Consider the following 22851-nt stretch of genomic DNA (forward strand, 5'->3'; position numbering starts at 1 on the left):
ACGACGGCGCCGCGCAATCAGAGCCCGATTTTCGTGCTACGTCGTCCCGAACTTGGCGCGCTGACCACCCGAGGCGTCCCGTGTCCAACCCTGACCAGGAGAGAGGCTGCCCGATGACCCAGCCCAACCCAAACATGGCGAACGGCGATCCCTTCGTCGATCCCGCGACGCCGCGCATGTCGGCCGTGCTCGGGCAACTCGAGGAACTCGATCTCTCGCCGACCAGGCGCCGGGACCTGCGCTCCGCCATCCGCTCGCTTTGCCGGCTGATCGGCAAGACGCCGGAAGAGGTGCCCGCCAATATCAACTGGGTCCATGTCCGGCTCCGCCGGGTCCACCCGGTCTCGGCCGGGATCAGCGATAAGAGGGTGAAGAACATCAAGGCCGATGTCATCAAGGCGCTCGGCCTCTGCGGCTGTTCGCGGGAGCGGTCGGACTGGCTGCGCCAGCCCTCGCCCCACTGGCAGGTCCTTCTCGACCGGATCCCCGATAAGCACGATCGCTGGAAGCTCATGCAGCTGGCCCAGTACTGTACCGCCCTCGGCGTCGCACCGGGCGAGGTGGACAACGAGCATCCGGCCGGCCTGCTGGCCGTGCTGGAGACCGAGACCTTCGTCGACAAGCCGGCGGGAAAGGTCGGTGCCGCCGTTGGGGTCTGGAACCGCCTGCGCGAGACCATCGAGGGCTGGCCGGCCCGGGTCCTGGTGGCGCCGCGCAAGAAGGAACCCTGGACGATCCCGCTGGCAACCTTCCCGGAGAGCTTCCAGGCCGATGTCGAACGCTGGATTGAGCGGCTGGCGCGTCCGTGTCTCCTCGACGAGGACGGGCCGGTGAAGCCGCTTAGGCCGAGCACCATCCGCCACCGCCGCTTCCAGATCCAGGAGATCGCCTCGGCGCTTGTTCTCAGCGGGCGCGAGATGTCTTCGATCGATTCTCTGGCTGCCTTGGTGGACCTGGACGCATTCAAGACCGGCCTGCGCTTCATGATCGGCCGATTTGGAGACAAGCCCACCGAGGCAATCCACGGCCTCGCCATGGGCATGAAGGCCATCGCCACCCACCATGTCCGCGTCGACGACGGCCACCTGAAGGAGATGCGGCGCATCTGCCAGCGCCTCAATCTGCAGGTCGAGGGGCTGCGGGAGAAGAACCGTCGCCGGCTCGAGCAGTTGGACGACGACATCAATCTCGCGCGCCTCTTGCATCTTCCGGCTCAGCTGTTGAAGGAAGCGAGCAAGCCGGGCTTGAGGGATCACAGGCGCGCCCTGCTCCTGCAGGCCGCGGTGGCGATCGAGATCCTGCTCTACGCGCCCTTGCGCATCGGCAATCTCTCCGCCCTAAGCCTGGAGCGCCACATCCGCTTCGTCACGACCCGCCGCCAGCGCTGCACCACGATCTCGATCCCGGCCCACGAGGTGAAGAACGGCAAGGACCTGAACCATGAACTGAGCCCGGAATCGACGAAGCTGCTCAAGCTTTACCTCGACGAGGCCCGTCCCGTGCTGCTGCAGGAGCCGTCGGATTACCTCTTCCCGGCCCAGAACGGCGGGCCCCGGGTCGCTGCCTCGCTCTCGAACCTGATCAAGACAACGATTAGGGAGTTCACGGGAATGGTGATCCATGCCCACCTCTTCCGCAGCATCGCCGGCAAGATCCACAGCACCGTCCAGCCGGGCGACTTCGTGACCCTGAGCCACGTGATCAGCGACTCGCTCAAGACGGCGATGAAGTCCTACGCCCAGTTCGAACAGAAGGCAGCGCTCCGCCACTACCAGGGTTCAGTGGATGCCGCGCGTCGCCGCTACCGCCCGGAGGACGTTCACCATGGCTGAGCTCTGGCCCTTCCAGGATCCGGCCCGCCGATGCCTTAAAGTCGAGGATTGGCCCGAGGCCGACCGGCTGGCCTGGGAGGCCGCGATGCAGCCCGGCGACATCCTCGACGGCACGGTCGGCCCCGGCCACCATTGGTCGGATCAGACGCGCGAGAAGTATCGCAAGGGATATGGGCGCTGGCTGACGTTCCTGATCACATCCGGTCGCTTCGACGGCACCGTGGCGCCGGCAGCCCGGGTGACCCGCGAGGCGGTCGGCGCCTACCTGGAGGAACTCGAGGACGAGGTTGCCAGCTGGACACGTTGGGGCCGGCTGGCGGAGCTCCTGGCCGCCATCAAGGCTATCGCGCCCGATGAGGACTGGTCCTGGTTGCGGCGCGTCGTCCGGCGCCTCGAGGGTCTGGTCCGGGACAGCCGCAACAAGCTCCAGCGCCTGCGCAGCCCCGAAGAGATCGTCACCTGGGCGTTCCGCGAGATGGAAGCCGCCCGGGCCGACCTGTCGGCCCGCAACGCGCTGACCACCTATCGCACGTCCCTGATGATCGCCCTCCTCGCTCACTGCCCGATCCGTCTCGGCAATCTCACCATGATCGAGATTGATCGGCATCTGGTCAGCCAGAAGGACGGATACCGCCTCGCCTTCGACCGCGCGGAGACCAAGACCCGCAAACCGCTCACCCTGCCTGTTCCGGCGTCGCTTACGCCGCATATCGCGTTCTATCTGGAGGCGGTGCGCCCTCTCCTGCTGCAGGGCAATGAAACACCGCGCCTCTGGATAACGCGCTATGGTCTGCCGATGGAGCCAAAGACGATCCACAACGCCATTACCGACGCCACTCGGCAGGCCTTCGGCGAGCCGATCAATCCGCACCTGTTCCGGGACTGCGCGGTAACCTTCGTCGCCCTCGACGACCCGAAGCACATCGGCATCGCCGCGCCGATCCTCGGCCACACCGATCCCCGGACCACCGAACGGCACTATATCCAGGCCAATCAGCTCGCAGCCGGCCGGCGCCTGCGTTCGTCCATCGACGAATTGCGACGCCGCCTGCAGCCGCCTCGCTGATGAAGGAGACCTCGACCATGCGCGCAGCCATCTACGCCCGCTACTCCTCCGAGCTTCAGTCCGACGCGTCGATCGAGGACCAGGTTCGAGCGTGTCGTGAACGGGCTGTCTCCGACGGCTTCTCGATAGTAGAGGTGTTCAGCGACTTCGCGATCAGCGGCGGCTTCCTCAAGAACCGGCCCGGCATCATGAGCCTGATGGGTCAGGCGAGATCAGGCGAATTCGATGTCGTATTTGCCGAGGCTCTCGACCGGATCAGCCGCGACCAGGAAGACATCGCAGCCATCTTCAAGCGCCTGGGTCACGCACGCGTTCGGATTATCACCCTTGCCGAAGGCGAGATCAGCGAACTGCACATCGGGCTCAAGGGCACCATGAACGCGCTGTTCCTTAAGGACCTGGCGCAGAAGACTCGGCGAGGTCAGCGTGGCCGCGTCGAGGCCGGCAAGATCCCGGGTGGCAAGAGTTATGGCTACGAAATGGTCCGGGCCCTGAAGGACGACGGCTCGGTGACCACCGGGGAACGCACCATCCATGAGCCGGAAGCTCGGATCGTGCGCCGCATCTTCAGCGATTACGCCGACGGCCTGGCGCCACGCAAGATCGCATCCCGTCTGAACGACGAGGGCGTTCCTAGCCCGCGTGGCGGGCTCTGGAACGCTTCGACGATCAACGGCAATCGCCAGCGCCGGAACGGCGTCCTGAACAACGAGCTCTATCGAGGCCACATCATCTACAATCGCCAGAGCTTCGTGAAAGACCCGGAGACCGGCAAGCGAGTGTCTCGCCTCAACCCCGAATCGGAATGGATCACCACCCGGGTCCCAGATCTGCGGATCATCGACGAGGGAACCTGGGAGGCCGTACAGGCGATCAAGGAGCGCTACAGCTCGCTCCGCGGCAACCGTCGCCAGACAAAGAAGCGGCTATTGTCCGGGCTCGTTCGCTGCGGGGCCTGTGGCGGGACCATGACCATCGTCAATCGCGAGCGCTACTCATGCTCTGCAAAGCGGGAACGTGGAACTTGTTCCAACCCGGTAGGCATCAAGGTTACTGAGCTTGAGGAGCGCGTGCTTGACGGTCTTCGCGAAATCTTGCTCGGTCGTCAGGATCTGATCGAGGAGTTCGCGACTGCCTACCGGGCAGAGATTGACCGGCTCCGCCGCTCGCGCACAAATGACAGCACTCGCCTGCGGAAGGAACTCGCCAAGGTGCAGCGCGGCATTGATCGCTGCCTCGCCTACATCACCGACGGCGACGGCGATCCAGGCGCCGTTCGCGAGTCGCTCAAGGAACTTGAAAACCGCAAGAGGGCATTGGCGCGGCAGCTGATGCAGGCTGGCTCGGAGACGAAGATCGAGATCCACCCGAACGTCGCCGAATTGTATCGCCGCAAGGTAATGGAACTCCAAACCCTGATCGCCGACGACGCAACACGCCCGCAGGCTATGGAGAACATCCGCTCACTGATCGACCGCATTGAAGTTCACTCGGGTGAGAAGCGCGGCAAGCCCGATGTCATCCTTGTTGGTGCCCTCGCGAGCATCCTGGAGTATGCTTGTGCCCAAACCAAAACCGCCGCCTCCATGGGAGACGGCGGTAGGGTCTTGGTGGTTGCGGGGGCAGGATTTGAACCTGCGACCTTCAGGTTATGAGTTTGGAGCGTGGAACGCGACGAACCTGATCTGGAAGTCTGGCGCGTCGAAGTCCGAGCCGGCAAAAAGCATTTGAAAGACGTCTACAACATCCGAACGCTGGACGACTTTGAAAATAGCATTGGCGATACAATATTAAACAACCTGAACCACATCCGATACGTGTCCGAAGTCCAAACTGATAGCAATATTACTCGCCGCACTCTTCATCCAATATGGCAATCTGCACTCAAAGCCGCGTCAGGCAACTTACTCGAACACCAATCTGGACTCACATCGGATCAAATTCGCCATGTTGACAGAACCGGGACCGCATCTCGATATGAGCAGCAAACCATCGGTAACGCAATCGGACTCGCACTATCCCTCGGAATAAGTTCCACCAACCTGGACGCACTTCACCCAGATCTCATCGCCAATCGCCTGCGTCGGATAATAAGAAACGACAAAACGTCATTTACAAACGCTGCAAATCGCGCTGCCAACCGCCTTCATTTTAAGAACTAGGGCCATCCTCATAACTGTAAATCTTGTTTCCATTATCATCCAATTTCCCTGTATCCATGACTTTCCAAAAACTAGTTGGGCCACCGCGCCAAGAAGGAGCATTCCACTTTTTCTTCAAAAAGTCTAACCACCTATCTGATCCGCTCGCTGCCGGACCCAGATTCGACCGGGAACGCGAATTCAAATAATTGTCTAACGAATATTCCGACAACCTATTTTCCTCGACAATAAATCTCATGTCTTTCAACCATTTTGACCGCCGCAATATACCTAGCAAGTTGGTATCAAAAAAACTAGCTTCTCTCAAAAACAGATCCGCGCCATTACAGCATGACAAGAATTCATTGCGAAGCAAAAATTCATTATCTGCATGTCCATAGTGAATATCATGACTTCTGGCTACTTCGCACAAATAATCGTGGCCTGATATTTTTTCTTCTGCCGGCAAAATAAATTCTCGACCATTCCGTGTCGCGCTATGCAGTTTAAAATATTCACGAATATTTGGCAGCTCCCTATCAAGAATTTTTGCTTGCGTAGTTACTCTTTCCATCGGGAGCTTGAGATACTCTACAGAAACATGGCGGACCCCAACTCTAGCAGCCTGAAGCATCAATCTCTCAGCGCTCTCCTCATGCCCTGGAATTAAGGGTTGGAGCCGCGCTGAAATTGGAACGCCCACACTGGCCAAGGCCTCAATCGCCGACAGACGGCAAGCCAGATCCCCTACACCGGCCTCAAGTCTCTGTGCCAGCTGTGGCTCCGCACCAGTAAAGGACACTCGTATGTAAAAATTTCCACGTTGCAACACATCTACATACTCGGTCATTCCAAAAATCGAGCCTTTTGTGCTAATTATCGTCGGATAATCGAACTTTTTAAGAATTTCTAGCAAATATAGGGAGATTCTATGCTCTAATTCCCACTCGCTAAAAGGGTCTGTCATTCCACCGAATTGAATAGGAATTCTATTCATTAAGAAATAATCTAATGCACTATTTATTTCTCCCCTTGATACACGCTCTAATCGAGCCCTTAAAGAGTCTGGATTTGCCATTTTCAACTTGGTATTCGGGAAATTTCCCCCTCTACTTTTGGCGAAACAATAAACACAGCCAAATTGACATGCATTATAGGAGTCTAAACGCAGGGGCGTACTACAAAAAGGCAATTGACTCGTAACCGATAAGTAATATTTATAGCTCATCTATTCATCATAAAATACTGTATTATTGAGTATATGTTCTGTCCGACTGCAAACGCAAATAACAACACCGCTACGACCATAAGAATCCAAACTAAATTACGTGATATCGGCCTACTTCCAGACAGCTTTCCAAACAATTCCCAAAATATATCTCCAACAACATCATCTTTTTCCCCCTCCTTTAAGCACACCTCATAGCTACTCGACAGTGTGCCGAAAACCCAAACAGTCCCCCGTTTCGCGACTACAGGCTCGTGGCTAAAATTACCCACTTTTGGGATAGAATCTAGCGGTTTTGCGTATCCTTTGGCCTTCAGTCTCTCCAACAATCCCTTTTTATCGCCAATAATCTGCCATGCATAATATAATTCCCAAACAATCCAACGAGCAGAATGCTTGCTTTCTGAATATATTCCATAACTACCATACTTTTTTATGAAACCAGGACATCTAATAACATAAATTGAAAGGGACATAGCATATAGAAAAGATGATAACCATAATATTTCCCAGTTAAATGGAAGTGTTGTCTTAATAGTATGGGCGTTATTAGAAATTAATATCTGAATTTCTGAAGGAATCTCAGATAGTGCGTGGGCAACAATTGGAACAAGGGCAAACCACGACACAAAAAAACGAATCGCAGATAGTTTGAAAAAGGCAGCCAGTTCCTGCCAGTGACCGCGAACCCTTGTCCACTGTTCCCAAATAGTCGTAATTTGCTGGCAAACATTAATCATTTGGAGGACGTTTCGATCTCTCTCAATCCACATTCAGATATTGTACTGAATTCATACCTGTCTTGACCAAAATTGCACTCCGTTCTCACGTCATCATAAGGCGATGGCACTAGGGAAGCGCGCGCCATTGGTCATACGCTGCGACCGCACACCACTGATTCCACATGATGACTATCGTGCATTTCCGGGAGCAAATTTCCAACGGCGAACATTGTTGGATTGAGAGAGACGCTCCAGACTGCTTCCGGAAACGAATCAAGGGGTCACGCGATTTCGCGTAACCCCTTGATATTGTTGGTTGCGGGGGCAGGATTTGAACCTGCGACCTTCAGGTTATGAGCCTGACGAGCTACCGGGCTGCTCCACCCCGCGTCAGTGGTGCGGAGCGCTGATATAGACCCTGGCAGAGGGCTTGTGAACCCCTCTGACCCGAAAAATCCTACAGTCCCGTGACACCGCCCCGGCGGCCGCGGAAACGCTGCGTCAAGCGGTCGAAGGCGGGCACCACGCCCTCGGGCGCCAGCATGATCAGGGCGATCAGGACGAAGCCGTAGAGCGGGAAAGCGACGTAGCTCGAGAGCGATGCCGACAGCGACGAGACCGCGGCCAGCACCACCGCGCCGGCGAAAGCGCCCCTGAGCGTGGCGATGCCGCCGGCCACTGCCCCGATCAGCAGACTGATGGAGAAGAAGACCGAATAGGCGTCCGGGGCCACGAAGTCGGTCAGCAGCCCGCCCAGCGCCCCGGCAATGCCGGTCACGGCGCCCGACAGCCCGAACGCCAGCGAGCGCCAGAGCGTCACGTGCAGCCCCATGGTCGAGGCCGCGAGCGGATGGTCCTTCACCGCCCGGAAGGCGCGCCCGAAGCGACCGTCGACCACATTGCGCAGCAACCAGAAGACGACGCCCGTTGTGGTCAGGGCGACGAACCACCACCACTGATCGTCGCTGAGCCCCAGCCCCGCCGGCGCGGCCGGCCGCTCCAGGTAGATGCCCTGCACCCCACCCGTCCACGGCGCCAGGATGTCGGACTTCAGCAGCCGCGGCATGGAGACGGCGAGTCCCCAGGTCAGCAGGGCGAGATGCACCGGGCCCAGCCGCGCCGCCGGCCAGCCGAACAGGAATCCGACCGCGAAACCGCTCAGGCCGGCCAGCGGAATGGCGAGATAGGGGGAGATCCCGGCCTCGACCCCTGCGACGCCCACCGTGTAGGCGCCCAGGGCGAAGAAGGCGCTGTGCCCGATGGAGAACAGCCCGGCGACCCCGGTCAGCAGGTTGAGGCCGGCGATGGCGATAGCCATGACCAGAAGCTGCGTCAGGCCATAGAGCGTATAGCCCTCGACCAGGAACGGCACGATGCAGGCGGCGGCGAGACCGCCGGCGAGCCCGATGCGGGCGGTTTGGCTCATGGCGCGCTCAGCCGCCGCCGATCATCGGGCGCAGAAATCCGCTGTCGCCTCGATGGCGGCGACGGTCAGCACCAGGTGGTCGAGCCGGTCGATGGCGATCATGCGGGCGCGCCCCTCCTCCGGGCGGCGGGAGACTTACACCGCCCCGCCGCGCGCCGCAATCGCAGGACCGCGGATCAACTCACCTGCTTGCCCCGGCCTTCCCAGAAGGGCTTGCGCAGCTCCGTCTTCAGGATCTTGCCGGCGCCGGACAGCGGCATCGGTTCGTCGCGGAAGGAGACGCTGCGCGGGCACTTGTAGTTGGCGATCAGCTCGTGACAGAAGTCGATGATCTCGCGCTCGCTCGCGCTCCGGCCCTCGTGGCAGCGGACGATGGCGTGGACGCGCTCGCCCCACTTGTCGTCGGGCACGCCGATCACCGCGCACTCGACCACCGCCGGGTGCTGGTAGACCGCGTTCTCCACCTCCGCCGAATAGACGTTCTCGCCGCCGGAGATGATCATGTCCTTCACGCGGTCGACGATGTAGACGAAGCCGTCCTCATCCATGTAGCCGCCGTCGCCCGTGTGGACCCAGCCCCCGCGCAGGGTTTCGGCAGAAAGCTCGGGCTTGTTCCAGTAGCCCTGCATGACGTTCGGCCCCCTGGCGCAGACCTCGCCTACCGTGCCGCGGGACACGTCGTTGTCGTTCTCGTCCCTGATCGTCAGTTCGATGCCGATGGCGGCGCGGCCCACGGACTTGGCCTTGCCCTGGTCGTCGAAGGTGTGCAGGTGCGGCTTCAGGATCGTCAGCAGCGGCGAACATTCCGTCTGGCCATAGGCGTGATAGAAGCCGACCGAGGGGATCAGCTCCATGGCCTTGCGGATCACCGCCTCCGGCATGGGCGAGGCGCCGTAGAGGATGCCGCGCATGCTGGAGAGGTCGCGCTTCGCAATGTCGGGATGGTTGACGACCATGTTCATCATCGTCGGCACGAACAGGCCGTTGGTCACCCGATGCGTCTCGATGGCCGCCAACGCCTCGCCGGGGTCAAACTTCGGGATGAAGCGGTGGCTGCCGCCCAGCATGGTGGCGGCGAAGGTCGCCGTGCCGTCCGCCAGGTGGAACATCGGCGCGGAATGCAGCCAGATCATGTCCTCCTGGAAGTCCATCTCCGGAATCACGTGCAGGGCGTTGGAAACGAGGTTGCGGTGGCTCAGCATCACGCCCTTGGAGACGCCCGTGGTCCCGCCAGTATAGAACAGCCCGGCCAGATCCTCGCCGGCGCGGCCGGCGTCTTCCATCGGTGCACTGCCCTCGATCAGGCTCTCGTAGTGGACCAGCCCGTCCGGCGCCTCCCCGTCGCCGACATAGACGATGGTCTCGACCGAGGGCATCTGGCCCTCCAGCCGCGGCAGGAAGGGCAGGAAGTCGTCGTCGATGAACAGCACCCGGCTTTCCGAATCGCCCAGCCAGTAGGCGACCTCCGGCGGCGCGAGCCGGGTGTTGACGGGCACGAACACCGCCCCCGCCCAGGGCACGGCGAAGAAATACTCCAGATAGCGGTCGGAGTTGTTGGCCAGCAGCGCCACGCGGTCGCCCTCCCCGACGCCCAGGCCGCGGATGCCCGCCGCCAGCCGGGCGATGCGGTCCCAGAACGCGCTCCAGCTGCGGGTGCGGTCGCCGAACACCGTGGCGGCGTCGTTGCGCCGGACCTGGGCGGCGCGGCGGATGAATTGCGTCAGCGCCATCTGCATGGCCGTTCTCCTCCCCTGTGTATTCGTTGCGCGAAACTCTAGAACAGTCGCCGGGGCCGTGTCAGCGGGTCTCCGCCGCAGATCAGGCCAGCGGCGCAGCGTCGGCCAACGTTGTCCGCGGTCAGTCCTGCGCCGGACCGAAGCGGGCTTCCCGCCAGGCGGTCGGGGACTTCGGCAGGACGATCAGCGCAGTGGCGATCAGACAGAGGATCGCGCCGACCATGATCGGCCACTGGTAGGTGCCGAAGATGTCGTAGAGATAGCCTGCGATCGCCGGCCCGAGCAGCGCGCCCAGCGCGACCGATGCATAGACATTGCCGACGATGCTGCCGATATGGCCGACGCCGAAATAATCGGCGAGGACCGTCGGCGACAACGCGACGAAACCGCCGTAGAGCGTGCCGAAGGCGATGGAGAAGGTCATCAGCTCGATGAAGGTGGTGGCGAAGTTCCAGCCCACGAAGCCGACGGCCAGCCCGAGATAGAGAAAGGCGAGCACCGGCTGGCGGCCCCAGGCCTGAGCGACAGGGCCCAGCGCCATGCGGCCGAAGATGGAGCCGATGCCGACACCGCTGAAGACCGTCGCCGCCTCCGCGGGCGACAGGCCGAGGTCCAGCGCGAAAGGCACCAGATGGCCGAAGGGCACGAAGAGACCGATCGAGATCGTCGAGGCGCTGACCAGGATCATCCAGAACGGAAGGGTCCGCCGCGCTTCGCGCACACTGAGCGACGGGCCGCCCTCGGCGCCGCCCGGCGCACGGTCGGCGCCGTCCGGGAACTGGCCCCGGGAAGCGGGCGAATTGACCAGCACCGCGCCCGCCGCCACGCCCAGCACGGCGACGACGACCGCCAGGCCCACATAGGCCGTTCGCCAGTCCGACACCACGATCAGCTCGTGCGCGACCAGCGGCCCGAAAAAGGTGCCGACGCCGATGCCGGTGATGGCCAGGCCCGAGGCGGTGGACCTTTTCCGCGCGAACCAGCGCTGCACCACGCCGACGGCCGGTACGTACATGCAGCCAACGCCGACGCCGACGCCCAGGCCATAGCCCCAGTAGACCTGCCACAGCGACTCCGCGCGGGAGGCCAGCAACAGCCCGGCCGCGCAGACCAGGGTGCCGAAAATCACCACCGGGCGCGCGCCGATGCGGTCGCTCGCCGTGCCGCTCCAGAGCCCCAGAAAGAAGTAGAGAAAGCCGGAAATCGACAGGATCATCGAGGTGTCGCCGCGGCCGGCGGCGAACTCGCTGGCTAGAGGTTCGAAGAAGACAGGGAAGCTGTAGGCCGCGCCGAATCCGGCCATCATCACGACGAACGCCGCCACCACCATGTACCAGCCGTGAAACGGCCGGCGTCCGGTTTCGCGCCGTTCTCCCGTCAGTTCGATCGCGGAATCCGCCATTGTCTCCCCCCTCCCGGCGGTCAGTCTGGGTGGACGCGCGCAAATCCGCAACTATCATCCCGCAGGCTTGAGGGGAGGGTCGAATTGGACGACTGGCAGGACGGAATCTATCGCGAACTGAAGAATGCCGGGGTCCGGCAGGTGGCCTATGTGCCCGATGCCGGGCATCGCAGCCTGATCGACGCCTGCCGCGCCGACGGCGACATGGCGGCCATTCCCCTGACCACGGAAATGGAAGGGCCGGCGGTCCTGGCCGGCGCCTGGCTGGGCGGCGAGAAGGGCGTGCTGCTGATGCAGTCGAGCGGTGTCGGCAACTGCCCCAACATGATCGCGACCGCCGTGACCTGCCGCTTTCCGCTGCTGATGCTGGTGACCATGCGCGGCGAACATGGCGAGTTCAATCCATGGCAGTTGCCCATGGGCGGAGCCGCGGGGCCGATGCTGGAGCAGATGGGCACGCGCGTCTTCCGCGCGGAAACGCCCGGAAGCGTCGCCGAAACCGTGCGCGCCGCTGCCGGCATCGCCTTCGAGGGGCTGATGCCCGTCGCGGTCCTGCTGGCGCAGAAGCTGATCGGCACCAAGACATTCGGGAAGTGAGGCCATGAACGAACGCGCCAACGATTATCCGATTCGCCGCCGCGAACTGGCCGCCGCCATCATGGCCGACAACCCGGACGCCCTGTTTATCGCCGGACTCGGCGCCACGGCCTGGGACCTGACGGCTGCAGGCGACCGGCCGACGACCTTTCCGCTGTGGGGCGCGATGGGCGGCGCGGCGGCGATGGGGCTGGGTCTCGCCCTGGCCCAGCCGGACAGGCGCGTCATCGTTGTCACCGGCGACGGCGAGCAGCTCATGGGTCTGGGGGCGCTGGCGACGATCGCCGTGCAGCGGCCCGCCAACCTGGCCGTCGTTGTCTTCGACAACGAATCCTATGGCGAGACCGGCATGCAGGCGACCCACACCGCCGCCGGGGTGGACCTCGCCGGCGTGGCCCGCGCCGCGGGCTTCCCTCTGGTGCGGACGGCGGCGACGCCCGAGGACGCCCGGGCGGTGCTGCCCGACATCCGGGCGGGCCGCGGCCCGGTCTTCGCAGCGTTCAAGGTGCGCGCCGAAGTTCTGCCCTTCGCCCTGCCGCCCAAGGACGGCGCCTGGTTGAAGGACCGCTTCCGCCGCGCGCTGCTGGGTCCGGCCGCCGTGGGCGAGACGTGACCGCGGCGACAGCCGCAGCCCCTTGGCGCATCGGCGCACTGCCGTTAGTTTCGGCGCGATTTCCCGGAACGGACAAGAGAGCATCGTGAGCGGCGACAAGGACGACAAGAGCGGGCGCCCGAAGACGCGGAAGATCGGCGCGCTCAAGCAACTCTGGCCCTTCGCCAGACGCTACAAGGTGCTCATCGGCTTTGCCGGCTTTGCGCTGGTGGGCGCCGCGGGCGCGACGCTGGCAATCGGGCAGGCCGTCCGCCGCATGGTCGACTACGGCTTCGGCGGTCCCGGCGATGCCCCCGCCGGCTATCTGGACGAGTATTTCCTAGCGCTGTTCGGCGTCTTCGCGCTGCTGGCGGCCTTCACCTTCGCGCGCTACTGGTCGGTGACCTGGCTGGGTGAGCGGATGGTCGCCGACATCCGCGACGCGGTCTACCGCCACGTGCTCAGGCTGGATCCGGCCTTCTTCGAGAACACCAAGACCGGCGAGGTGATGAGCCGTCTCACGGTCGACACGGAGCTGATCCAGACCGTCGTCGGGTCCAGCGCATCCATGGCTCTGCGCAACCTGCTGATGTTCATCGGCGGCCTGGCGATGCTGATCGTCACCAGCCCGAAGCTCGCCGGCATGGTGCTGGCCATCGTGCCGATCGTGATCATCCCCATCATCTTCTTCGGCCGCCGCCTGCGCGGTCTCTCCAGAACCAGCCAGGACCGGGTCGCCGCCGTCAACGCCCGCGCCGAGGAAAGCCTGAACGCGGTGCAGACGGTCCAGGCCTTCACCCAGGAAGCCTATGAGGAGAAGCGGTTCTCCCAGGCTGTCAGCGACACGCTCACGGTGGCGCGCAAGCGCATCCACGTACGCGCCTGGCTGACCGCGGTGGTGATCCTGCTGATCTTCGGCGCCATCGACGTGGTGCTCTGGCTCGGCGCGACGGACGTGGCGACCGGCGCCATGACCTCGGGCGAGCTGACCGCCTTCGTCTTCTACGCCATCGTCGTCGCCGGCTCGGTCGGCACGCTCTCGGAGATGTGGGGCGATCTGCAGCGCGCCGCCGGGGCAACCGAACGGCTGATGGAACTGCTCACCGTGAACGCCTCGATTGCGGTGCCCGAAAATCCAGTGCCCCTGCCGGAGCGCTCGGAGGGCCGGATCGAGTTCGACAATGTCGTCTTCCGCTATCCCTCGCGCCCGGAGATCGCCGCACTGGACGGCTTCAGCCTGGCGGTGAGCCCGGGCGAGAAGGTCGCGATCGTCGGCCCCAGCGGCGCCGGCAAGTCCACGGTCTTCCAGTTGATGCTGCGGTTCTACGACGCCGAGGCGGGGCGCATCCTGGTCGACGGCGCCGACATCATGCAGGCGGACCCGGTGGAAGTCCGCCGCCGCTACGGCCTGGTCGCCCAGGATCCGGTGATGTTCGCGGCCACGGCCATGGAGAACATCCGTTATGGCCGACCCGAGGCGAGCAACGAGGAGGTCTTCCGCGCGGCACAGGCCGCCGGCGCGGCGGAGTTTCTGGACCGCCTGCCGGAAGGCTATGACACGCCGCTGGGCGAGCGGGGCCAGCGTCTCTCGGGCGGCCAGCGCCAGCGCATCGCCATCGCGCGGGCGCTGCTGCGCGATCCCTCGATCCTGCTGCTCGACGAAGCCACCTCCGCCCTCGACGCCGAATCGGAACGCATGGTGCAGGGCGCGCTGGAACTGCTGATGCAGGGCCGCACCACGCTGGTGATCGCCCATCGCCTCGCCACGGTGCTGAAGGCCGACCGCATCATCGTCATGGACCAGGGCCGCGTGGTCGCCTCCGGTACGCACAAGGAACTGATGGCCCAGGAAGGGCTCTACGCCCGTCTGGCGAAACTTCAGTTCGACACCGGCCGCGACGCCCTCGGCGCCGAGCAGCCGGCCGATGCGGCCGAGTAGGCGGCCCCGGATCTTCCACGTCTTCGCCGACGGATTCATGATCGTGGACGGTCGCCGCCTGCCCTGCGCCCTGGGCCGCGGCGGCGTCCGGACCGACAAGCGCGAGGGCGACGGCGCGACGCCGGCGGGCCTGTTCCCCCTGCGCTGCGTGCACTATCGCACGCACCGCGCCGGGACGCCGCTCACCGCGCTGTCCCGCCAGCCGATCCTGCGCAGCCATGGCTGGTGCGACGATCCCGCCTCCCCGCTCTACAACCGGCTCGTCCGGCTGCCCTTCCCGGCCCGCCACGAACGGCTCTGGCGGCAGGACAGGCTCTACGACGCCCTTGTCACGATCGGCCACAACGACCGTCCCGCCCGACCGGGGCGGGGCAGCGCGGTCTTCATCCATATAATGCATCCCGAAGGGGAGCCCACCGATGGCTGCGTGGCGCTGCGGCCCCCCGACATGCGCTGGCTGCTCCGGCGGACGAAGCCCGGCGATATGGTGCGCATCGCGCCGCCGGAGCGGAAATCGCCCGGCCTGCCGCTACGGCAGGACTTGCGGAAGCGCCGGCCTTGTGCTGGCGTTGCGATTAACTGACCGGCATTCAGCAGGAGATGACAATGGCTACGCTGGAAGAGATCACCGAGGGCATGCGTCAGCGGGTAGGCGACGATTCGGGTCTCGACGCCACGCTGAAGTTCGATTTCGGCGATGACGGGGTGATCTATGTCGACGGCGAATCCACGCCGAACACCGTCTCCAACGAGGACAAGGAGGCCGACTGCACCATGAAGATCTCCAAGGAGAACTTCCTGAAGATGGTGAACGGCGAACTCGATGGCACCACCGCCTTCATGATGGGCAAGCTGAAGATCGAGGGCAACATGGGCGTGGCGATGAAATTGCAGAGCGTCCTGAAATAGTTCGGGAGCGCTGACCGCTTCATCGGCCTTTGTGCAAAGAGAAAGGGCGGCCTGGGGAGGAGACGGCCGCCCTTTCCTTGCATTCGAGCCGAGCGCCATTTTGGGGAGGAGACGCGACCTTGTCGGCTCGAAACCGGCGATGTTCTAAAAACGAATCAATTCAGCTACTACAAAGTCTGACGCAAGAAAATCCAAAAACCAACCCGAACGTATTTTGCGCCGCAGCACGTTTGCTGCACCGCAACAATTAAGCAGGCGCCCTTCCCCTGTCAAGCACCGGGCACTGGAAAATTTCCGCATCTGCGTATATCGAGGTCGCCCCCGGCCGCGCGGAGACCAGAACATGACGGACGTCACACTTGCCGACATCGAGGCAGCCGCCGACCGCATCCGCGGCGCGGTGCGGCGCACGCCGCTGTTCCGTCCCGACCCGGTGGCGGGCCGCCAGGCCGGCTGCGCCCTCCACCTGAAACTCGAGAACCTGCAGCTGGCCGGCTCCTTCAAGGCGCGCGGCGCGGCCAACACCGCGCTCTCGCTGCCGCCGGAGGAACTGCGCCGGGGGCTGGTCACGGCCTCGGGGGGCAATCACGGGCTGGGCGTGGCGGCGGCGGCGAAGGCCGCCGGCATCCCGGCCGCGATCTATCTCTCGTCGAACGCCACGCCCGACAAGATCAGCCGCCTGGAGAGTTTCGGCGCGGAGGTCATCGTCGAGGGCGAGGTCTGGGATGACGCCAACGCCCTGGCGCTGGCCCGCGCGGAACGCGACGGGCGGACCTATGTCCATCCCTTCGCACAGGCTTCGGTCATCGCCGGTCAGGGCACGGTGGCGCTGGAACTGCTCGAGGATCTGCCGGACGTCGAGACCGTCGCCATCGCCATCGGCGGCGGCGGGCTGATTTCCGGCGTCGCCACTGCGCTGAAGGCCCGCAACCCAGGTATCCGCATCATCGGCGTCGAGGCCGAAGGTGCGCCGACCCTGAAGCGTTCGCGCGACGCCGGCGCTCTGGTCACGCTGGAGAAGATCACCACACGCGTCGCCACGCTCGCGCCGCGGCGCTCCGCCCAGATCAATCTCGACATCGTCTCCCGCCTGGTCGACGACATCGTCCTGGTGTCGGACGAGGAGATGATCGACGCCGCGCGCTGGCTCTGGTCGCAATGCGCCATCGCCGCGGAGATGGCTGGAGCCGCCGGACTCGCCGCCGTGCTGCAGCGCCGCTTCGCCTTCCGCGCGGACGAGAAGGTCGGCGTCCTGGTCTGCGGTGCCGGCACCGACGGTCTTCCCCGCCGCTGATTCCCGGAGGTGACGTCAATGAGCCAACCGACCGTGGTCGAAAGCTGGAACGAATGGGACCCGCTCCGTCACGTCATCGTCGGCCGCGCCGACGGCGGCTGCATTCCCCCGCCCGAACCGGCGCTGGACGCCAAGGTGCCCGAGGACAGCGACATGCGCGGCCAGTGGGGACCGCGACCGCAGGAGACGGTCGACCGCGCCAACGAGCGGCTCGACGCCTTCGCGAGGCTTCTGGAACAGCGCGGCGTCCGCGTCGACCGGCCGACGCCGATCGACTTCAACCAGCCCATCGCCACGCCGGACTGGCGCACCGAGAGCATGTTCGGCTGCATGCCGCCGCGCGACGTGCTGCTGACCGTCGGCAAGGAGATGCTGGAAGCCACCATGTCCTACCGCTGCCGCTGGTTCGAATATCTCTGCTATCGCCCACTGCTGCAGCGCTACTTCGAAGAAGATCCGGGCATGCGGCACGAGGCGGCGCCCAAGCCCCGGCTCACCGACGCCGACTACCGGTCGGACTATCTGTCGGAGCGGATAGGCGTCGAGCAGCGGCTGAAATGGACGGCGGAGAAACACTTCGTCACCACCGAGGAAGAGCCGCTCTTCGACGCCGCGGACGTGCTCCGCTTCGGCCGCGACCTGGTGGTCCAGCATGGCTTTACCACCAATCTGAAGGGCATCGACTGGCTCCGCCGCCACTTCCCCGACCACCGGGTCCATGCGGTGAACTTCCCCGGCGATCCCTACCCCATCCACATCGATGCGACCTTCACACCGATCCGTCCCGGGCTGATCCTGAACAATCCGGACCGCCGCCTGCCCGATGACCAGCGCGGCCTGTTCGAGCGCAATGGCTGGGAGATCGTCGACGCCGCGCGGCCGGCCCACAACAGCCCGCCGCCGCTCTGTTATTCATCCGTGTGGCTGTCGATGAACGTCCTCGTGCTCGACCCGAAGACGGTCTGCGTCGAGGCCACCGAGGTCCACCAGATGGAGCAGCTCGACCGGCTGGGCATGGAAGTGATCCCGGTCGATCTGCGCGACGCCTACGCCTTCGGCGGCGGCCTGCACTGCGCCACGGCCGATGTCCGCCGCGAGGGCGTCCGCGAGGACTACTTCCCGAAGGGATGACGCCGGCAGAAAATACGCGTTCGACCTTACGTGGCGGTAAACCGTTTGCCTTGAAGACACCGTAGGAATGGGCAACATTGCCCTCACAGAACAACACCCGGGAGACGCCGTCATGGACCTCAATTTCGCCGCCGAAGACGAGGCTTTCCGCCAGGAAGTCCGCGACTTCCTCGACAAGGCCTTCGACGACGAACTCCGCGCGGCGATGAAGAAGACCCGCGCCGGCTACATGCCCAAGCACCTGCACATCCGCTGGCAGAAGGCGCTGCACGAGAAGGGCTGGGCCACGCCGCACTGGCCGGTCGAGTACGGCGGCTGCGGCTGGACGCCGACGCAGAAGTACATCTTCGACGCCGAGATGTCGGCCGCCGGCGCGCCGATCACCATCCCCTTCGGCCCGCGCATGCTGGCGCCCGTGCTGATGAAGTTCGGCTCCCAGAAGCAGAAGGACGAGTTCCTGCCGAAGATCCAGTCCTCCGACATCATCTTCTGCCAGGGCTATTCCGAGCCCGGTTCCGGCTCCGACCTCGCCAGCCTGAAGATGAAGTGCGAGGACAAGGGCGATCACTGGCTGCTGAACGGCTCCAAGATCTGGACGTCGGTCGCCCAGTACGCCGACTGGATCTTCTGCCTGGTGCGCACCTCCAACGAGGGCAAGCCGCAGGAGGGCATCTCCTTCGTGCTGGTGCCGATGGACGCCGACGGCGTGACCGTCGACCCGATCATCACCGCCGACCTGCCCGAGAAGGGCTATCAGGAGGTCAACCAGGTCTTCTTCGAGGACGTGAAGATCCCGAAGGAGAACATGGTGGGCGAGCCCAACAAGGGCTGGACCTACGCCAAGTACCTGCTGGAGTTCGAGCGCGGCGGCACCTACAGCCAGGGCCTGAAGCGCGGCATGGAGAAGGTGCGCCAGATCGCCTCGGAAGAGCGCGAGTTCGGCGAACGCGTGATCGACGATCCGGTCTTCCGCAAGAAGATGGCCGACGCGCAGTCGCTGATCAGCGCCATGGAGTTCACCGAACTGCGCGTCCTGGGCCGCCTGTCGCAGGGCCAGAACCCGGGCCCGGAAAGCTCCATGATCAAGTGCCGCGGTTCCGAACTGCAGCAGCTCGTCTCCGAGCTCGCCTTCGAGGCCGCCGGCATCAAGCAGGCGCCGTTCCAGCCGCTGAAATGGGGCTCCAACGAGCCGCCGATCGGCCCCGAATGGGCCTCGGGCGTCGGCCCGCGGATGTACAACTACCGCAAGGTCTCGATCTACGCCGGCTCCAACGAGATCCAGCGCAACATCATGGCCAAGCTGGTGCTGGGCCTCTGATTTCCCGTGCTTGAGGGGACCAGGAAGTGATGGAATCACTTTGGCGTCCCGGGGCTTGACCCCGGGATCCAGTTCTTCGGTTCACTGGGCGCCGGGATCAGGTCCCGGCGCGGGCATGAGAGGCGGGCCCGCTTCAGACGCTCAGCCGCCGGTCCACTTCCGGGCTTCGGCGAGGATGGTGTCGTTGAGCGGGATCGGCCCGTTGGCGTCGAGGAAGACCACCGTGCCGGTGGCCGTGGCGACGCAGACGCCGTCCTTGAAGATGCCCTGGCCCACGGTCATCGAGGTCCGACCGATCCGCGCGATGCGGGTGCCGATCTCGATCTCGCCGGGATAGTGGGTCTCGCGCAGGAAGTTCACGGTCACCGAAGCGGCGATGAAGCGCTCGCCCGGCCCGCAGAGCGGGTGGATATGCCTGCGCATCAGGTCCAGGCGGCCCGTCTCGGCATAGGCGGCGTAGGCCACGTTGTTGACGTGGTTGGCCATGTCGGTGTCCGAGAACCGGATCCGGTCGGTGATCCAGTGGGTATAACCGGACCGGTCCGTCAGGTCCGGCAGCCCCTCGGGACGGTTCATCAGACCGTCCAGGTGGAACCGGAGTTCAGCAGTTCCTCGATCGAGTTGATCTTCGCCGAGGATTTCGCCACCTTGAGCTGCTCGCTCACCGCAGCGTCGTAGGTTTTCTCGGCCGGATTGTCGTAGAGCACGCCGATGGCCACGGGGAAGTCCGGGCGGTCCATCGCCGCCAGCATCTGGGCCAGCATGTGGTTGGTCTGGTCGTGCACCAGGATATCGTCCTCGGTGACGCCGTCCTTGCCGAGCTCGGCGACGGAGAGCTTCAGCGTCTTCGGATCGAGACGCAGGCCCTTGTCGTTGTCCTTGCCGAACAGCAGCGGTTCGCCGTGGCGGACATGGATCTGGGCGTCGCCGGCGATCGCCTTGTCGGTGATGTCGCCGAAGACCTCGTCGTTGTAGACGATGCAGTTCTGCAGGATCTCCACGAAGGACGTGCCCTTGTGGGCATGGGCCTGCTGCAGGATGCCGGGCAGCTCCTTCTGGCCGCGGTCGATGCCGCGGGCGACGAAGCGCGCGCCGACCCCCAGCGCCATGACGCAGGCCGACAGCGGCGCGTCGATGGACCCGGCCGGCGTCGACGGCGAGCGGGTGCCGAGGCGCGAGGTCGGCGAGGCCTGGCCCTTGGTCAGGCCGTAGATCTCGTTGTTGAACAGCAGGAAGTTCACGTCGACGTTGCGCCTGAGCATGTGCATGACGTGATTGCCGCCGATCGAGAGCGCGTCGCCGTCACCGGAGACGATCCAGACGTCCAGTTCCGGATTGGACAGCTTGATGCCCGTCGCGAAGGCCGGCGCGCGGCCGTGGATGGTGTGGAAGCCGTAGGTCTCGATGTAATAGGGGAAGCGCGCGGCGCAGCCGATGCCGGAGACGAAGACGGTCTTCTCCCGCGGCGTGCCGATGTCGGCCAGCGCCTTCTGGACGCCCTTGAGGATGGCGTAGTCGCCGCAGCCCGGACACCAGCGCACTTCCTGGTCGGTCGCGAAGTCCTTGGGCGTCAGCTTGATGGCTGTCTGCTCGTTCATCTTCTTACGCTCCTTCGCCATCAAGCGCGCGGCGGATGGCGGCTTCGATCTCGCGGATCTTGAAGGGCTGGCCCTGCACCTTGGTCAGGGGCTCCACGTCGAGCACGTACTCGGCGCGCAGCACGGTGGAGAGCTGCCCGGTGTTCAGTTCGGGACAGATGACCTTGTCGAAACCGCGCAACAGATCGCCAAGATTGCGCGGCAGCGGCCAGATGTGGCGCAGGTGGGCGTGAGCCACCTTGTAGCCCTGCTCGCGCATGTTGCTGACCGCGCGGGAAATGGCCCCGAAGGTCGAACCCCAGCCGACGATCACCAGATCGTCGTCCGCCTCGCCCTGCTCCAGCGCCTGTTCAGGAATGAAGTCGGCGACACGGGCGATCTTGTCGTGGCGCACGTCGGTCATGCGCTGATGGTTCATCGCATCGTAGGAGATGTGGCCCGAATCGTAGTCCTTCTCGATGCCGCCGATGCGGTGCATCAGCTCGGGCGTCCCGGGCACCGCCCAGGCGCGCGCCAGGGTCTCCTTGTCACGCAGATAGGGCGAAAAGCCTTCCGCCTTCTCGTGGAACTTCACCGGAAACTTCTCGTAGGTGGAGAAGTCCGGAATCTGCCAGGGTTCGGCCGCGTTGGCGATGTAGCCGTCGGTCAGCAGCATGACGGGCGTCATGAACTTCACCGCCAGCCGGCAGGCCTCGATCGCGGCATCGAAACAGTCGCCCGGGCCGTGCGCCGCCACCACCACCAGCGGGCTGTCGGCGTTGCGGCCGTAGACGGCCTGATAGAGATCGGACTGCTCGGTCTTGGTCGGCATGCCCGTCGAGGGGCCCGCGCGCTGCGAGTTCACGACCACCAGCGGCAGTTCGACCATGATGGCGAGGCCGATGGCTTCGGTCTTCAGCGCGATGCCGGGCCCGGAGCTGGAGGTGATGCCGAGCTGTCCGGCATAGGAGGCGCCGATGGCCGAACAGACGGCCGCGATCTCGTCCTCCGCCTGGAAGGTGGTGATGCCGAACTGCTTCAGCCGCGAGAGGGTGTGCAGCAGCGACGACGCCGGCGTGATCGGATAGGAGCCGAAGAACATCGGCAGTTCGGCGAGCTGCGCACCGGCGACCAGGCCCCAGGCCAGCGCCTCGGCGCCGGCGACGTTGCGGTACCGGCCCGGCTCGATCTTCGCCTGGGGCACCTGGTAGCCCAGGATCTCGCCCGGCAGCTCCACGGTCTCGCCATAGGCGTGCCCGGCGTTCAGCGCGGCGATATTGGCCGCCGCGGTCTCGGGCTTGGACTTGAACTTGTCCTCGAGCCAGTCGATCGACGGCTGGCGGTCGCGGCCGTAGAGCCAGTAGATCAGCCCCAGCAGCCACATGTTCTTGCAGCGCAGGCCGTCCTTGTTGCCCAGACCGAATTCCTTCACCGCTTCCAGCACCAGCCGCGAGACGTCGATCTCGATGACCTCGTAGCCGTCGAGGGAGCCGTCTTCCAGCGGATTGCTGTCATAGCCGGCCTTGCGCAGGTCGCGGTCCTTGAAGGTGCCGGCGTCGACGATGACCAGCCCGCCATCGCGCAGGCCGTCCAGGTTCACCTTCAGCGCCGCCGGGTTCATCGCCACCAGCACGTCGGGCTGGTCGCCGGCTGTCAGGATCTCCCGGCCGCCGAAATTGATCTGGAATGCCGAGACGCCGAAGGTGGTGCCGGCCGGAGCGCGAATCTCTGCCGGAAAATCCGGAAACGTCGCAAGGTCGTTGCCCGTCAGCGCCGTCGAATGGGTGAACTGCGAGCCTGTGAGCTGCATGCCGTCACCGGAGTCGCCGGCGAAACGCACGACGACCGATTCCAGTACCTCGCGCTTACCGCCGCGCGGCTCGATGATCTCTGCCGTATTGGACATGAAGACTGTCTGCCTGGTTCCTGATGATCACTCGC

17 protein-coding genes and 1 tRNA gene are annotated in these 22851 nt (G+C 64.1%); 11 read left to right on the forward strand and 7 right to left on the reverse strand.

Features of this window, described 5'->3' with window-relative positions; translation table 11 throughout:
* Positions 1-134: 134 nt before the first annotated feature.
* Genes TEF_16080 through TEF_16090 form a run of 3 tightly spaced genes read left to right on the forward strand, consistent with a single transcriptional unit; the run spans position 135 to position 4553 of the window.
* On the forward strand, positions 135-1832 hold the full coding sequence (locus tag TEF_16080) for a hypothetical protein (protein ID ANK82138.1): 1698 nt from the start codon (positions 135-137) through the stop codon (positions 1830-1832).
* Positions 1825-2898 carry a hypothetical protein gene (locus TEF_16085; protein ANK82139.1) on the forward strand — a complete coding sequence of 358 codons (1074 nt, stop codon included), beginning with the start codon at positions 1825-1827 and terminating at the stop codon, positions 2896-2898. Before TEF_16080 ends, TEF_16085 begins: the two co-directional genes overlap by 8 nt.
* Before the next feature lie 17 nt (positions 2899-2915).
* A complete protein-coding gene (locus TEF_16090; protein ANK83546.1) occupies positions 2916-4553 on the forward strand; it encodes a hypothetical protein in 1638 nt (545 codons plus the stop codon).
* Positions 4554-7302: 2749 nt separating this feature from the next.
* Here TEF_16090 and TEF_16095 read toward each other — a convergent pair.
* The 4 genes from TEF_16095 to TEF_16110 all read right to left on the reverse strand — a co-directional run bounded on the left by TEF_16095 (position 7303) and on the right by TEF_16110 (position 11553).
* A tRNA-Met gene (locus TEF_16095) sits at positions 7303-7379 on the reverse strand.
* 67 nt (positions 7380-7446) lie between these two features.
* On the reverse strand, positions 7447-8415 hold the full coding sequence (locus TEF_16100; GenBank protein ID ANK82140.1) for a hypothetical protein: 969 nt from the start codon (positions 8413-8415) through the stop codon (positions 7447-7449).
* A 176-nt stretch (positions 8416-8591) separates the two neighbouring features.
* A complete protein-coding gene (locus TEF_16105) occupies positions 8592-10145 on the reverse strand; it encodes a fatty-acid--CoA ligase (GenBank protein ID ANK83547.1) in 1554 nt (517 codons plus the stop codon).
* Between the two features lie 127 nt (positions 10146-10272).
* Positions 10273-11553, reverse strand: a complete 1281-nt coding sequence (locus TEF_16110; protein ID ANK82141.1) for a hypothetical protein — start codon at positions 11551-11553, stop codon at positions 10273-10275.
* Positions 11554-11637: 84 nt separating this feature from the next.
* Here TEF_16110 and TEF_16115 point away from each other — a divergent pair, with 84 nt between their 5' ends.
* The 8 genes from TEF_16115 (at position 11638) to TEF_16150 (ending at position 19333) form a co-directional block, all read left to right on the forward strand.
* Positions 11638-12150: a phosphonopyruvate decarboxylase gene (locus TEF_16115; protein ID ANK82142.1), complete on the forward strand. Its 513-nt coding sequence runs from the start codon at positions 11638-11640 to the stop codon at positions 12148-12150.
* Between the two features lie 4 nt (positions 12151-12154).
* Positions 12155-12763, forward strand: coding sequence for an aldehyde dehydrogenase (locus TEF_16120; GenBank protein ID ANK82143.1), 609 nt, complete (start codon positions 12155-12157; stop codon positions 12761-12763).
* A gap of 82 nt (positions 12764-12845) precedes the next feature.
* Entirely contained in the window at positions 12846-14681 is a 1836-nt protein-coding gene (locus TEF_16125) for an ABC transporter (protein ANK83548.1), read from the forward strand.
* Between the two features lie 37 nt (positions 14682-14718).
* Positions 14719-15264, forward strand: coding sequence for a hypothetical protein (locus TEF_16130; GenBank protein ID ANK82144.1), 546 nt, complete (start codon positions 14719-14721; stop codon positions 15262-15264).
* A gap of 23 nt (positions 15265-15287) precedes the next feature.
* A complete protein-coding gene (locus TEF_16135; GenBank protein ID ANK82145.1) occupies positions 15288-15590 on the forward strand; it encodes a sterol-binding protein in 303 nt (100 codons plus the stop codon).
* A gap of 343 nt (positions 15591-15933) precedes the next feature.
* The gene (locus tag TEF_16140) at positions 15934-16884 is read left to right on the forward strand and encodes a serine/threonine dehydratase (protein ID ANK82146.1); all 951 of its coding nucleotides are present in this window, start codon (positions 15934-15936) and stop codon (positions 16882-16884) included.
* An 18-nt stretch (positions 16885-16902) separates the two neighbouring features.
* Positions 16903-18015 (forward strand): serine/threonine protein kinase, encoded by a 1113-nt coding sequence (locus TEF_16145; protein ID ANK82147.1) that lies wholly within the window; start codon positions 16903-16905, stop codon positions 18013-18015.
* Between the two features lie 112 nt (positions 18016-18127).
* Positions 18128-19333, forward strand: coding sequence for a pimeloyl-CoA dehydrogenase large subunit (locus tag TEF_16150; GenBank protein ANK82148.1), 1206 nt, complete (start codon positions 18128-18130; stop codon positions 19331-19333).
* A gap of 141 nt (positions 19334-19474) precedes the next feature.
* On the opposite strand, the gene TEF_16155 is transcribed toward TEF_16150, so the two are convergent.
* From TEF_16155 to TEF_16165, 3 genes are read right to left on the reverse strand one after another with little or no spacing between them, the layout of a single operon-like run.
* Positions 19475-19909, reverse strand: a complete 435-nt coding sequence (locus TEF_16155; protein ID ANK82149.1) for a hypothetical protein — start codon at positions 19907-19909, stop codon at positions 19475-19477.
* The gene (locus TEF_16160) at positions 19909-20931 is read right to left on the reverse strand and encodes a 2-oxoacid:ferredoxin oxidoreductase subunit beta (GenBank protein ID ANK83549.1); all 1023 of its coding nucleotides are present in this window, start codon (positions 20929-20931) and stop codon (positions 19909-19911) included. Before TEF_16160 ends, TEF_16155 begins: the two co-directional genes overlap by 1 nt.
* Before the next feature lie 4 nt (positions 20932-20935).
* The gene (locus TEF_16165) at positions 20936-22816 is read right to left on the reverse strand and encodes a 2-oxoglutarate ferredoxin oxidoreductase subunit alpha (protein ANK82150.1); all 1881 of its coding nucleotides are present in this window, start codon (positions 22814-22816) and stop codon (positions 20936-20938) included.
* Positions 22817-22851: the final 35 nt, after the last annotated feature.

This window comes from Rhizobiales bacterium NRL2 (assembly GCA_001664005.1).
GTDB lineage: Bacteria > Pseudomonadota > Alphaproteobacteria > Minwuiales > Minwuiaceae > Minwuia.

Coding starts and splice junctions, on each gene's coding strand:
- TEF_16080 (ANK82138.1), top strand. CDS start 135: ATGGCGAACGGCGATCCCTTCGTCGATCCCGCGACGCCGCGCATGTCG.
- TEF_16085 (ANK82139.1), top strand. CDS start 1,825: ATGGCTGAGCTCTGGCCCTTCCAGGATCCGGCCCGCCGATGCCTTAAA.
- TEF_16090 (ANK83546.1), top strand. CDS start 2,916: ATGCGCGCAGCCATCTACGCCCGCTACTCCTCCGAGCTTCAGTCCGAC.
- TEF_16100 (ANK82140.1), bottom strand. CDS start 8,415: ATGAGCCAAACCGCCCGCATCGGGCTCGCCGGCGGTCTCGCCGCCGCC.
- TEF_16105 (ANK83547.1), bottom strand. CDS start 10,145: ATGGCGCTGACGCAATTCATCCGCCGCGCCGCCCAGGTCCGGCGCAAC.
- TEF_16110 (ANK82141.1), bottom strand. CDS start 11,553: ATGGCGGATTCCGCGATCGAACTGACGGGAGAACGGCGCGAAACCGGA.
- TEF_16120 (ANK82143.1), top strand. CDS start 12,155: ATGAACGAACGCGCCAACGATTATCCGATTCGCCGCCGCGAACTGGCC.
- TEF_16130 (ANK82144.1), top strand. CDS start 14,719: ATGATCGTGGACGGTCGCCGCCTGCCCTGCGCCCTGGGCCGCGGCGGC.
- TEF_16135 (ANK82145.1), top strand. CDS start 15,288: ATGGCTACGCTGGAAGAGATCACCGAGGGCATGCGTCAGCGGGTAGGC.
- TEF_16140 (ANK82146.1), top strand. CDS start 15,934: ATGACGGACGTCACACTTGCCGACATCGAGGCAGCCGCCGACCGCATC.
- TEF_16145 (ANK82147.1), top strand. CDS start 16,903: ATGAGCCAACCGACCGTGGTCGAAAGCTGGAACGAATGGGACCCGCTC.
- TEF_16150 (ANK82148.1), top strand. CDS start 18,128: ATGGACCTCAATTTCGCCGCCGAAGACGAGGCTTTCCGCCAGGAAGTC.
- TEF_16155 (ANK82149.1), bottom strand. CDS start 19,909: ATGAACCGTCCCGAGGGGCTGCCGGACCTGACGGACCGGTCCGGTTAT.
- TEF_16160 (ANK83549.1), bottom strand. CDS start 20,931: ATGAACGAGCAGACAGCCATCAAGCTGACGCCCAAGGACTTCGCGACC.
- TEF_16165 (ANK82150.1), bottom strand. CDS start 22,816: ATGTCCAATACGGCAGAGATCATCGAGCCGCGCGGCGGTAAGCGCGAG.